The sequence below is a fragment of the Amylolactobacillus amylotrophicus DSM 20534 genome (genome assembly GCF_001434555.1).
GTDB classification, from domain to species: domain Bacteria; phylum Bacillota; class Bacilli; order Lactobacillales; family Lactobacillaceae; genus Amylolactobacillus; species Amylolactobacillus amylophilus.
In genome coordinates this window covers 25,765-36,756 of sequence record NZ_AZCV01000007.1, presented here as the reverse complement: position 1 = coordinate 36,756, position 10,992 = coordinate 25,765, and the positions used below count along the sequence as shown (strand labels likewise).

Sequence of the window (10,992 nt, the reverse complement as noted above, 5' to 3'; positions counted from 1 at the left end):
ATTTAATTAGTCTCGTATTTGGTCTCTAATTGGGCCATGAACCAACCGAGGGCGGCGCCCGCCAGCAACATTAAAATGGCAATCAAAACGTAACTCACGGTGTAATGCGCATCAAACGGGATAATCATCACCGTTGAGGCTGCCACCACGCCTAGAATGAAGTGGAACATGCTGGCATATGCCTTGGCAAAAATCAGCGAGATGAGTTTGGCCAAGAGCACGAGGCTCAAAACACCCCCAAGTGCTAGAGGAACCACGACTGCAAGGTCGAAGCTCTTGATGCCATCGGCCATATCCTTATACATGCCCATATAAATCAGGAAGTTGGATGGTGAGAGACCTGGCACAATCACCCCTAGACCAATTAGGAAGCCGCCAAGCACCCAGGTACCAAAATTTTGGGGTACATTACCGATTAGGGATTCACCGAAAATCAGAAAAGTGAGACTGACGACAAAGCTGAGTACCAGTACCCCATAATGACGCTTTGTACGACCCATTTTACCGGCCTGTTGCCACAACGCTGGTAGGGTTCCGACAATTGCCCCGACGAAGAACCAGAGCATCGTGTCCTGATGCTCGCCAAGCGCGAAGCTTACAACATAGGAGAACAGAACCAAGCCAACCAGCCCCCCGAGCCCAACGGGTAACAGAAATAAGAAATTATCCTTGAAATTTCTGCGGACATGGGCCAGAAATTCGATGATGTGCTCGTAAATCCCGAAGACAGCAGCGAGTGCTCCACCACTGACTCCCGGTAGGATGAACCCTGAGCCGACGAAAATTCCCTTCACAAAGCGTAAAATCCAATCAATCATATAAGACTCCTCTACTCGTATAGTAGCAATAGTTTAACATAGCTAAGTGCGAATTGGTAAAGTTGTTATTTGATTTAATAATTTGTTAAACTATCCATATTACACCGTAATTGATTACACGGTCTGAAGAGGAACACATAATGATCAACACTGTTTTATTTGATGTAGACGGCACCCTGCTAGACACAGAGATGGCCAATCTGGGAGCACTACAGCAAATGCTCCTGAAGCACTATCACATTAATAAATCCATTGCCGAACTTGAATTTGCGTTGGGCATCCCCGCCCACAAAATCATGGCAGAATTGCAGATTCCCTTTGCAGAATCGGTCGAGCTATGGGACGCTCAGATGCCAGAATTCCAGCACTTGGTAAAAGTTTTCGACGGGATTAACCACACGATTGATAATCTGCTGCGTGAAAGGCTGGCTCTTGGGGTAGTCACTTCTGAGAATCAAACGGAACTAGAGCGACTCGTCTACCCGTATGGCATTGTGCAGAAGTTTCCCTATGTTGTCACTGCAAGTGATACTACAGAGCATAAACCAAGTCCTGCACCGGTGTTGAAGGCCTTAGAGGCTACTGGCGCCTTTGCGGAAAATACTATCTACATCGGAGATTCAATCTACGACCTACAGAGTGCTAAGGCAGCCGGTGTGAAATTTGGCCTCGCTGGCTGGGGCGCGCACGATCGCGGTCAGTTCGAGAGCGCTGATTACAAGTTCAGTTCACCAGCAGAAATCGAGGCAATTATCTAAAAGACCCGCACGAATTGTGCGGGTCTTTCTGTGCGTAGTTGTAACCTACTCTGAGTTTGTCCACAGGGAATACAATGACGCCTTTATATAATCTACTTATTGAATCGTTCGGTATCCCGCTAGCTAAACATTCAAGTACAATTAAGTTGGCTAAGTCAGTAATAGTTCAGAAAGGAACGACAATGTCCAACTTAATTAGGGATATACCACTTTACTATGCCAAAACAAATTTTTTTGACGATATTTTTATCTGGCTGAAAGAGCATGTCCTCTTGCTCCAAATCGTTCTAATAGCACTTGGTATTCTGACATTCATCGTGATTTTTACCACCATCATCTACATCAGACTACGAGAACACCGCCACCGTAATATTGATTAGTCCGTCTCCTTGGCCTCTCGTACCTGCTTCACGATATCGACGGGTTGGCCGATTCGTCTGAGGTGCGCATACTCAGCTGTGGCGGTGAACACGAGATCACTGGCTGAGTTCACGGCTGTCTCTACCGCATCCTGAATCACACCAATAATGAAGCCAATTCCCACCATCTGCATGGCAATATCATTTGAGATGCCAAATAGACTACATGAGAGTGGGATCAACAGCAATGAACCCCCGGCAATTCCAGACGCACCAGTGGCTGAGATGGCTGTCAGCAAACAAAGAAGAAAGGCCGTGAAGAAATCCACGTGTAGGCCAAGCGTATTTGCGGCAGTCAATGTCATGATTGAAATAGTGATGGCCGCACCACCACTATTAGCAGAACCGCCAAGCGGAATGGAGATTGAATAGGTATTCTTATCTAGCTTCAATCTCCTAGCCAGATCAAGATTAATTGGAATATTGACCGCTGAGCTTCTGGTGAAAAATGCTGGAATGCCACTCTCTTTGAAAGCAAACCAAGTTAGTGGGAACGGATTCTGCCGAACCATCAACCAGGTCATCAACGGATAAATAACGAAGTTAACGAAGAACATCGTGCCCGCTAGTAGCAGAATCAGACGACCGTATGTAGCCATTCCCTTAATTCCAGTAGATGCAACAGAATTAAACACTAAGCCAATAATGCCAAACGGCGCCATCTGAATAATTGACTGGACAACATGTGTCACAGCCTCGGATAAGTCAATCACCGTCTTCTTAGTTGCCTCACCGATGCTACGCAAGCCCAGTCCTAGTAATACTGCCCAGAACAGGATTGACAAATAATTACCTTCCATGAGTGCGGAGACCGGATTGGCGACGGCATTCATCAGCAATTGGTTAATGACTTCACCGATTGCCTTTGGTGCCTTAGGCACACCGGCAACAGCCTCTTTTGGAAAAACCACCGTGATCGGAAAGAGGTACGTCACAAGAACGGCGACCAATGCTGCAACAAATGTGGCTCCCAGATACAAGATAACTATTGAACGCATGTTAGTCTGCGAGCCCTTTTTATGCCGTGCTAAAGCCGCGGTAATGATAAAGAAAACCAGAATTGGTGCGATAGCCTTCAAGGCGTTGATAAACAGGTTACCAATTACGCCGATCCAGGTCCAGGAAGGCAGGGTCAATCCCAATACAAAGCCAATCACGATTCCAATAATGATTCGTTTTATTAGTGAAATTCTAGTATAAGTTGCCCACATAATTCTTCTCCTCTAATGTCTATTTCTGCATTATACATGAAAAACGAACTTTTTAAAAAAAATTTAATCTTAATTGGTGCATAAATCTCCCGTTCATGCAGGTGGTCAATCAACAAGAAAACCAGTATAATTAAGCAGATGATTGCGCTTGCACAGCTATATCCGTAGCACGGAAATTTTTAACTAACGACAAGAAAGAGGTCTATATGACATACAAATCTACCAATCCGTTTACGAACGAAACGTTCAAGACATATGAGAACTCAAGCCCTGAGCAAGTCGAATCCGCCCTCGTGACCGTGGCCAAATTTGCGCCAACCCTAGCACAGATGGCCTTCGCCCGCAGGAGCGAGATTCTCCATCGAATTGCCAAGCTTTTCAAGCAGGAACAGCAACCGATGGCTCAGATGATGACGACTGAGATGGGTAAATTAATTACTGAGTCACTTGCCGAGGTCGAGCTCTGTATCAATATTCTTGATTATTTTGCCGACCACGGTGAGGAATTTATGGCACCAGTCACGTTAGACTCGAGTTTTGGTAAGGCGTATTACCTGAAACAGGCTATCGGACCGATTCTCATGTGTGAACCGTGGAATTTCCCCCTCTACCAAATTATTCGGGTCTTCGCACCGAATTATATGGCTGGTAACCCCATGATTCTGAAACACGCATCAAACGTCCCTGGCTCCGCAAGAATGGCAGCGGATATTATCAAGCGCGGTGGCGCCCCCGAAGGCAGTCTCATCAACCTCTTTGTCAGTTACGACCAGGTCGAGGAGATTATTGCTGATCCACGTATTAAAGCCGTGGCCCTAACCGGATCCGAACGTGGAGGTCGAGCAGTCGCACGGGCCGCAGGTGAGCATTTAAAGAAGTCCACGATGGAACTAGGTGGTAACGACGCGTTCATTATTTTAGACGACGCTGACAAAACAGAGCTGCAGAAGATTGTCGCAAATGCACGTCTGTCAAATGCCGGTCAAGTATGCACCAGTTCCAAACGTTTTATCGTCCTAGACAGCTACTTTGATGAGTTCATCGAACTGCTCACTAAAGAATTTAAAGCGGTGAAGATGGGTAACCCACTGGATCCTAAGACAACACTCGCACCATTATCCTCTGCTGCCGCTAAAGAAAAAATTCAGGTGCAAGTTGACCGCGCAGTCGCTAATGGCGCTAAGATAATCTACGGTAATGAACCAGTTGACCTTCCCGGACAATTCTTCATGCCCACCATCCTGTCTGATATTACACCGGACAATCCGATTTTCGACGAGGAATTATTCGGTCCCGTGGCGCAAGTCTACCGCGTTCATTCAGAACAAGAGGCCATTGCGTTAGCTAATAATTCCTCATATGGTCTTGGTAGCACGGTCTTCTCAGCTAACCCAGCACGCGCCGAGGCTGTGGCTGCCCAAATAGAGGCCGGTATGACATTCATCAATAGCGCATGGACAAGCTTACCAGAGTTACCGTTTGGTGGCATTAAGAATTCCGGTTACGGTCGTGAACTGAGTGAACTAGGCCAATTGGCATTCGTCAACGAACACCTCATCACCAATCACCTGGACCACTAATCTCGCGCAAAAGAAAAAGACGATGCGGCTGCATCGTCTTATTTTTTCATCTTAGCTAATGCTGCTTGAATTGTTCTGCCAGAAGCAGTTTTACTTGTTGCAGTGTCAGTCACAATAAAAATTTGTGTATCTGTATTCAATCTAAGTTGATATCTCATTGTTAGAACCTCCGTTCAAAAAATCGGACGGCCTTATAGTAGCGAATTTGTTCATTATAAGGCCATTTTGTGGTAATGTCAAAGAAAAGGATTTTTTTAGGAGTAATGATAATGAGCAAATTTGACGAACCCTTAACATTTAAATCCGGTGTGACTGTTACCAACCGGCTATTCCAGGCACCACTAACGAACGTCCAAAGCATGCACGATGGCCAAGTGACACTTGATGAGATGGCTTTCTATAGGGCGCGTGCTAAAGGCCTAGGCGCAGTTATTGTCTCCGCCTCAAACGTCACAGAATTAGGTAAGGGCTGGAACGGTGAGCTAAGCATCGCCGATGATAAATACATCCCGAACCTAAAAAAATTGGCAGAAACGATTCATGATGCAGGAGCCAAGGCCTTCATCCAGATTTTCCATGCTGGACGGCTTACCCATGAGGACACAATTCACACCCAGCCGATTGCCCCAAGTGTCGTACTGGCACATCGGCCAGGATCGGAACTACCACGAGCGATGACGGAAAACGAGATCGAAACCACCATCGCCGCTTTTGGCGCAGCAACCAGACGGGCAATTGAAGCTGGCTTTGATGGTGTCGAAATCCACGGTGCCAATGGCTATCTGGTTCAAGAATTCTTCTCACAACATGCTAACCGCAGAACCGATGCCTGGGGAGGTGATCGTGCACAACGTTTCCGCTTCCTAAATGAAGTTTTGCAGTCCGTCTTTGCCGCACGCAGCAAGTATGCGGACCGGCCATTCGTCATCGGCTACCGGTTCTCCCCGGAGGAATTTGGTCACGGGGGCATTGCCTTGCAGGATACCCTCTGGCTCCTCGATCAACTCCAGCAATTCGACCTAGATTACGTGCACATGTCGCTTGATGATTTCCAAAAGGTGTCACATAATCCAAATTTCCGGGAACACTCCATTCTGAAATACATTCACGACCATATTGATGGGCGCTTCCCATTGATTGGTGTCGGTGGTGTCCGGACTCGCGCCGATGTATTAGGCGTATTGGAAAATGCCGAAATTGTTGGAATTGGCCAACAGCTCATCATGCAACCAGACTGGCCCGTTCTGCTAGAAGAAGGGCGTGATGATCAATTTGACTTACGCCCACTCACGGTGGCAGTTGAGGACGCTCCAATTACCCGCACATTCTACGGGTATCTAATCAAGCGTTTTATCAGACTAAAGAAGCTACCAAAGCCTGAAAAATAACCAATAAAAAATGGTGTTACCAACGTTAAAATTGGCAACACCATTTTGATTATTAGTCATCGACTCAATTTCATTTCTTGTTATTTAGAGCCGTAACCACCGATGTGATCAATGAGGAGACTAGCAGCAAGTAGCTGGAAATGCCGAAACCAACGGTCATGCTGAGGACATCCGCTAGTTTAGCGCTGAACATGGAGACCAGCTTGCCCTCCTCCACCGTGTTCATGATGTAGATTAGGCTGGCCATTACGACAATCAAAACGACGCTCTCTAACGCGGAAAGGATAAACGCCCAGAGCCGTGACCGTCGTTTCTTAGAGAGGGTAAGTAGAATAATCATGATTGGCGCTCCAATGACGATTGTCAGGAACCCGTAGCTGAGAATTCCGGCGTTCAACCCTATTTGGGCAATCGTCAAAGACGTCTGGTAGATTGATGACTTGCTCTCAATCCCTACTAACACATAAGCAGAGGCAAACGGGCCATAGAAGACGAGTACTAGGGTGATTGCAGCCAGAAATAGCACGAGTAGATTGAGATTCAACCCACCGACGCGCCTGTCAATCTTCTGTCTTTCAGGCGAGGGATTCTCTGGTGCAGCTACCCGTTCTTCAATTCCCGCGCCGACTCGTTGACCTAAAAAGTCGACTTGTGTCGAGAGCCGCCGGTTGAGCTTACTCTCCTTCTCTTCCGGCTGGGTCTGTGCCATGATGTAAATTAGAATCATACCAGCGATGAGCGCTGCCCAGCCCAACGTCCTAGAGGCACTCATCAGCAGAATAATCACCAGACCAACAACTAGAATGATCATGCCATTTGTACTAATCCAGTCGGTCACCTTATCGAGTGGCTTCCGCTTCTTCGGAGTAGTTGGCCGATTAAGCGATTGCCTATTATTTTCGTTGTAGTTAGCCATTTTGTTCCTCCTACTACCTAGTTCAGATTATAACATTTTTCAGAGGGATACTCGCACGAACAAAATCGTGTTAGAATTAAATTACATCGAAAAGGACAGGGAAATCGTGAGTATGAAAAAGATTAGCACAATGAGTATTATTGCTCTAGTTACAGCGATGCTTGGTGCCTGTCAAAATGACGCAGCTGTAACTAAGGCACCAGCCGCGGCTGATAAAACAACCAAAAAAGTCACTAAGGTTAAGAAAGCAAAGCCAGTCGACTACACAACCTTGACTAAGCGTGAGCAATCATACATTAACCAGCTAAAAATAACCGCCATTGGTGATTCAGTCATGGAAGGTAGTGCGTACAAGTACAAGAAAGTCTTTTCGCAAATGAACCTGAACACGAGCGTCAGTCGTCAGATTTACGAATTAGCAGACATCGAGCGCTCAATGATTGACCAAGGACAGATGGCGGACACATTACTAATCGGCCTGGGGACAAACGGGACATATACACCTGAGCAAATGGCACAGATCATGCAGGTTGCCGGCACTAAACGCACGGTGTTCTGGATTAATGTCCACACGCCGGACAGCCCGTGGGAAGAGGAAGTTAATGCTGCACTCGCTAAATCCGCGAAGAAGTATCAGAATCTGACCATAATTGATTGGGCAGCATATTCGAAGGACCACAACGATTGGTTCGTCGCCGATCACACTCATCCAACAACGGACGGAATTAACAGCCTGGTCACTTTCGTAGCGAAGAACATCGCGCTCAAGAATCTTTAGCCTTAAACTGAGCGCACAATAAAACCGGTTATCCTGCAGGATAACCGGCTTTTTTTAATCGACTAATTTACCAACAACAGGTAACTTAGCTAGAACTGATTTCTTATGAGGTGCCTTAACAATAACGTCCGAGAGATCTTGACCGGCGGTATTACCGTGGTGCTTGCCGCCCGCCCAAGCTTCGACGTTAGTCATATCATAAACGGTTCCATCGATTGCAACATAGGCGGGTTGGCCACCCTCACCTGTGTATTTAGCTAGCTCTGATCTTGTAAATTCTCTATCTGCCATTGAACCAACTCCTTTATTATTTAAGTTACCCCAAGTATAACGCTGTCATCAGCAAAAGTCTGTTTTGAAGACTCAAAAATCTAGGCGATAATTACTTCTTCCATCACAACGGGTTCTATCGGCTTGTCAAAGGCATCGCGCTCTAGCTTGCTAATCTTTTCCACCACGTCCATGCCCGAAATCACCTGGCCAAACACGGTATGTTTATGATCAAGCCAAGGAGTACCACCCTTTTCATATGCAGCGATAATCTCAGTTGGGTAACCTGCAGGTGCCAGTTGCTTCAACATCCTCTTTGGCACGTTGGTGTTTGAAACAATGAAAAATTGGCTGCCGTTCGTATTCGGACCCGCATTAGCCATCGAAAGCGCGCCGTTCAAGTTAAAGAGCTGGTCAGAGAATTCATCGGCAAAGCTCTCGCCGTAGATGCTCTCACCACCGGCGCCAGTCCCAGTCGGGTCGCCACCCTGAATCATGAAGTCTGGAATCACCCGGTGGAAGGTTACACCGTTGTAGTAGCCCTTCTTCGCTAACTCAACAAAATTTTGCACTGTCTTCTTAGCCTCGGCCGCGAATAATTGGATGATGATCTCCCCTTGGTTAGTCTTGATTGTGGCCTTAGGGCCGGTAACGTGTTCTAAATCTAGTTGTGGAAAAGTCATGTTTACTCCTTTTATCTCTTTAATTAATTTTTATATGTTACTAACTGATTGTAACGAAGAAACGTTAAAATACAAATAATTATTCTTTTTGCTATAAATAGGCTTGTTTGGTAGCTGTTTCTAATCAAACTTAGTAGAAATATGTAAATAAGCGCATTCAAATTAGTTTCATAATTAAAGAACGCTTTTTATTGTTATATTTATCACATATTTTGTTATTAAATGGACCAAATTGAGTTAAGATAAACCTAGTTATGGAAGCTCATACATTTTTTTGTGGCCAACAACCTTTCATGACGAGACACAAATCAATTCTTAGAGGAATTTAATCAATGCTTAGAAAACAACAAGAAATCAATCTGCTCTTAAGTCAGATTCATACAATCGCGCTCCAGGGAAAGAACAACACAGACAATCAGGCCGACTTCGCACGCTACAAGAAGATTAGTGATATTGTGAAGAAACTGATTGATAAAACGTCAACGCGAAAGCCCTGCAAGAGACGGGAATCACGACGGAAGCGGCAAGAGTCGTTGCCATAAAGGATATTAGTAAACATGCTTACAAGCCCGTCAACCTGGAGCAGGCCTACAAGATTTTCATGCAATGCAATATTGTCAAGGAGCCAGAATCATATAGCGATCCCGTCAGAGAAATCAAATTCTTCGACTTCCAGGACGCCATCAAGTTGAAACTTTCACCAACTGAAACACTTCCAGAGGATGTGGAAATGGCCTTCTCCGTCAAGGACGAAGCTAACTAGTCACCCATCTTCGACTAGATTTGCATAAATACAATAGCTGGACCATACTGGTAGTAGATACCAATTTGGTCCATTTTTTTATTTCTAGGAAAAGGAGAACAAGCAATGATTATTGGCGTACCAAAAGAAATTAAGAATCACGAGGAACGAGTTGGCTTAATGCCAAGTGGTGTCCAACAATTCACTACAGCAGGCCACCAGGTTCTAGTCGAACACAATGCCGGTGTGGCTGCTGGATTTAACGACCAAGAATACGCAACCGCTGGCGCAGAACTAGTCGACGCTGCAAAAGCCTGGTCTGCCGACATGGTAATCAAGGTGAAGGAACCATTAGCAGAAGAATACCAGTATTTCCGTCCCGGATTGATTCTCTACACGTACCTACACTTGGCCGCAAACAAGGAGTTAACAGACACTCTCCTTGCTGCAAAGGTCACAGCTATCGGCTACGAGACCATGGTGGGGCCAAACGGCGACCTGCCACTACTTGTACCAATGAGTCAAATTGCCGGCCGGATGGCAGTTCAAGCAGGTGCCCACTTCCTGGAATCAAACAATGGGGGTAAGGGAATTCTCTTAGCTGGCGTCCCCGGGGTTCGGCCAGGTAACGTCGTGATCATTGGTGGTGGTGTTGTGGGAGTAAACGCTGCCAAAATCGCTGTTGGACTGGGCGCAAATGTCACGATCCTCGACCGAAGCGCCCACCGTTTAGCAGAATTAGAGCAGATTTTTGCCGGTAGAATTAACACATTATTGAGCAACAGTCACACGATTGCCCAAAGCGTACAAACGGCTGATCTCGTAATTGGTGCTGTGCTGATTCCCGGTGCTGCCGCCCCTAAACTGGTCACGAAAGAGATGATTGAGAGCATGGAACCGGGTTCCGTGGTCGTCGATATTCCAATTGATCAAGGGGGAATTTTCGCCACCACGACCCACGCAACAACACACGATGCTCCAACATTCGTCAGCCATGGAGTCATCCACTACGCAGTCGCGAACATCCCGGGGGCAGTACCGAAGACCGCTACAGAAGCTCTCTCAAGTGCGACAACGCCTTATGGCTTAGACATTGCCAACCTTGGCTTGAGTAAAGCGTTAGTCAATCCGACAATTGCCACTGGCTTGAATACGTACAACGGCCAGCTGACCGAACAGGCAGTCGCAGACAGCCTCCAGCTCCCATTTATACCATACGCAACACAAAACTAAATATTTAGTTTTACTTTTGTAAATTATCGTGCTATAATACATGAAAATAACATTAGATAAAACGATGAAGAAGACGAGTAAGATAGTCACACTACCAGTGAGTTGGGCTGAGTGGAAACCAACGAGTCACTGACTATTCGAAAAACACTTCCCAGTTTCTAACCGAAATTCAGTAGGCTTAGACGTGTCCGTGACG

Annotated in this window: 13 protein-coding genes and 1 other annotated feature (1 of these 14 only partly in view); of the genes, 8 read left to right on the top strand and 5 right to left on the bottom strand. The window is 46.2% G+C overall.

Going from position 1 to position 10,992, the window contains the following annotated elements; genetic code table 11:
* Positions 1 to 2 precede the first annotated feature (2 nt).
* Positions 3 to 818 carry a DUF368 domain-containing protein gene (locus FC62_RS06760; protein ID WP_056945809.1) on the bottom strand — a complete coding sequence of 272 codons (816 nt, stop codon included), beginning with the start codon at positions 816 to 818 and terminating at the stop codon, positions 3 to 5.
* 140 nt (positions 819 to 958) lie between these two features.
* Between FC62_RS06760 and FC62_RS06755 the strand changes: the two genes are divergently transcribed.
* Positions 959 to 1,576, top strand: a complete 618-nt coding sequence (locus FC62_RS06755; protein ID WP_056945808.1) for an HAD family hydrolase — start codon at positions 959 to 961, stop codon at positions 1,574 to 1,576.
* A gap of 74 nt (positions 1,577 to 1,650) precedes the next feature.
* Entirely contained in the window at positions 1,651 to 1,956 is a 306-nt protein-coding gene (locus FC62_RS06750; protein ID WP_056945807.1) for a hypothetical protein, read from the top strand.
* Here FC62_RS06750 and sstT read toward each other — a convergent pair.
* Positions 1,953 to 3,206, bottom strand: a complete 1,254-nt coding sequence (gene sstT / locus FC62_RS06745) for a serine/threonine transporter SstT (protein WP_056945806.1) — start codon at positions 3,204 to 3,206, stop codon at positions 1,953 to 1,955. The two genes, FC62_RS06750 and sstT, sit on opposite strands and share 4 nt — an antisense overlap.
* Positions 3,207 to 3,412: 206 nt before the next feature.
* On the opposite strand from sstT, the gene FC62_RS06740 reads away from it, so the two are divergent.
* Together FC62_RS06740 and FC62_RS06735 are read left to right on the top strand one after the other, a co-directional pair.
* The gene (locus FC62_RS06740; RefSeq protein WP_056945805.1) at positions 3,413 to 4,786 is read left to right on the top strand and encodes an NAD-dependent succinate-semialdehyde dehydrogenase; all 1,374 of its coding nucleotides are present in this window, start codon (positions 3,413 to 3,415) and stop codon (positions 4,784 to 4,786) included.
* 269 nt (positions 4,787 to 5,055) lie between these two features.
* Positions 5,056 to 6,174, top strand: coding sequence for an NADH-dependent flavin oxidoreductase (locus FC62_RS06735; RefSeq protein ID WP_056945804.1), 1,119 nt, complete (start codon positions 5,056 to 5,058; stop codon positions 6,172 to 6,174).
* A gap of 70 nt (positions 6,175 to 6,244) precedes the next feature.
* On the opposite strand, the gene FC62_RS06730 is transcribed toward FC62_RS06735, so the two are convergent.
* Positions 6,245 to 7,090 carry a M48 family metalloprotease gene (locus tag FC62_RS06730; protein WP_056945803.1) on the bottom strand — a complete coding sequence of 282 codons (846 nt, stop codon included), beginning with the start codon at positions 7,088 to 7,090 and terminating at the stop codon, positions 6,245 to 6,247.
* Between the two features lie 112 nt (positions 7,091 to 7,202).
* Between FC62_RS06730 and FC62_RS06725 the strand changes: the two genes are divergently transcribed.
* Positions 7,203 to 7,868 carry an SGNH/GDSL hydrolase family protein gene (locus FC62_RS06725; RefSeq protein WP_056945802.1) on the top strand — a complete coding sequence of 222 codons (666 nt, stop codon included), beginning with the start codon at positions 7,203 to 7,205 and terminating at the stop codon, positions 7,866 to 7,868.
* A 54-nt stretch (positions 7,869 to 7,922) separates the two neighbouring features.
* On the opposite strand, the gene FC62_RS06720 is transcribed toward FC62_RS06725, so the two are convergent.
* Both FC62_RS06720 and FC62_RS06715 read right to left on the bottom strand, forming a co-directional pair.
* The gene (locus FC62_RS06720; RefSeq protein WP_054746221.1) at positions 7,923 to 8,159 is read right to left on the bottom strand and encodes a cytochrome b5 domain-containing protein; all 237 of its coding nucleotides are present in this window, start codon (positions 8,157 to 8,159) and stop codon (positions 7,923 to 7,925) included.
* Positions 8,160 to 8,239: 80 nt separating this feature from the next.
* Entirely contained in the window at positions 8,240 to 8,821 is a 582-nt protein-coding gene (locus FC62_RS06715) for a peptidylprolyl isomerase (RefSeq protein WP_054746220.1), read from the bottom strand.
* Positions 8,822 to 9,153: 332 nt separating this feature from the next.
* On the opposite strand from FC62_RS06715, the gene FC62_RS06710 reads away from it, so the two are divergent.
* The 3 genes from FC62_RS06710 (at position 9,154) to ald (ending at position 10,796) form a co-directional block, all read left to right on the top strand.
* On the top strand, positions 9,154 to 9,363 hold the full coding sequence (locus tag FC62_RS06710) for a hypothetical protein (protein WP_054746219.1): 210 nt from the start codon (positions 9,154 to 9,156) through the stop codon (positions 9,361 to 9,363).
* A 59-nt stretch (positions 9,364 to 9,422) separates the two neighbouring features.
* A complete protein-coding gene (locus tag FC62_RS08155) occupies positions 9,423 to 9,584 on the top strand; it encodes a hypothetical protein (RefSeq protein ID WP_156408159.1) in 162 nt (53 codons plus the stop codon).
* A 105-nt stretch (positions 9,585 to 9,689) separates the two neighbouring features.
* Positions 9,690 to 10,796: an alanine dehydrogenase gene (ald, locus tag FC62_RS06705; protein WP_056945801.1), complete on the top strand. Its 1,107-nt coding sequence runs from the start codon at positions 9,690 to 9,692 to the stop codon at positions 10,794 to 10,796.
* Positions 10,797 to 10,851: 55 nt separating this feature from the next.
* Positions 10,852 to 10,992 (top strand) — a binding site (T-box leader) (it continues 87 nt past the right edge of the window).

What these genes read in the sequence shown, in the direction of transcription:
- FC62_RS06715 (WP_054746220.1), bottom strand. Translation starts at nt 8,821, where the DNA reads ATGACTTTTCCACAACTAGATTTAGAACACGTTACCGGCCCTAAGGCC.
- FC62_RS06755 (WP_056945808.1), top strand. Translation starts at nt 959, where the DNA reads ATGATCAACACTGTTTTATTTGATGTAGACGGCACCCTGCTAGACACA.
- FC62_RS06725 (WP_056945802.1), top strand. Translation starts at nt 7,203, where the DNA reads ATGAAAAAGATTAGCACAATGAGTATTATTGCTCTAGTTACAGCGATG.
- FC62_RS06735 (WP_056945804.1), top strand. Translation starts at nt 5,056, where the DNA reads ATGAGCAAATTTGACGAACCCTTAACATTTAAATCCGGTGTGACTGTT.
- sstT (WP_056945806.1), bottom strand. Translation starts at nt 3,206, where the DNA reads ATGTGGGCAACTTATACTAGAATTTCACTAATAAAACGAATCATTATT.
- FC62_RS08155 (WP_156408159.1), top strand. Translation starts at nt 9,423, where the DNA reads ATGCAATGCAATATTGTCAAGGAGCCAGAATCATATAGCGATCCCGTC.
- FC62_RS06720 (WP_054746221.1), bottom strand. Translation starts at nt 8,159, where the DNA reads ATGGCAGATAGAGAATTTACAAGATCAGAGCTAGCTAAATACACAGGT.
- FC62_RS06730 (WP_056945803.1), bottom strand. Translation starts at nt 7,090, where the DNA reads ATGGCTAACTACAACGAAAATAATAGGCAATCGCTTAATCGGCCAACT.
- ald (WP_056945801.1), top strand. Translation starts at nt 9,690, where the DNA reads ATGATTATTGGCGTACCAAAAGAAATTAAGAATCACGAGGAACGAGTT.
- FC62_RS06750 (WP_056945807.1), top strand. Translation starts at nt 1,651, where the DNA reads ATGACGCCTTTATATAATCTACTTATTGAATCGTTCGGTATCCCGCTA.
- FC62_RS06760 (WP_056945809.1), bottom strand. Translation starts at nt 818, where the DNA reads ATGATTGATTGGATTTTACGCTTTGTGAAGGGAATTTTCGTCGGCTCA.
- FC62_RS06710 (WP_054746219.1), top strand. Translation starts at nt 9,154, where the DNA reads ATGCTTAGAAAACAACAAGAAATCAATCTGCTCTTAAGTCAGATTCAT.
- FC62_RS06740 (WP_056945805.1), top strand. Translation starts at nt 3,413, where the DNA reads ATGACATACAAATCTACCAATCCGTTTACGAACGAAACGTTCAAGACA.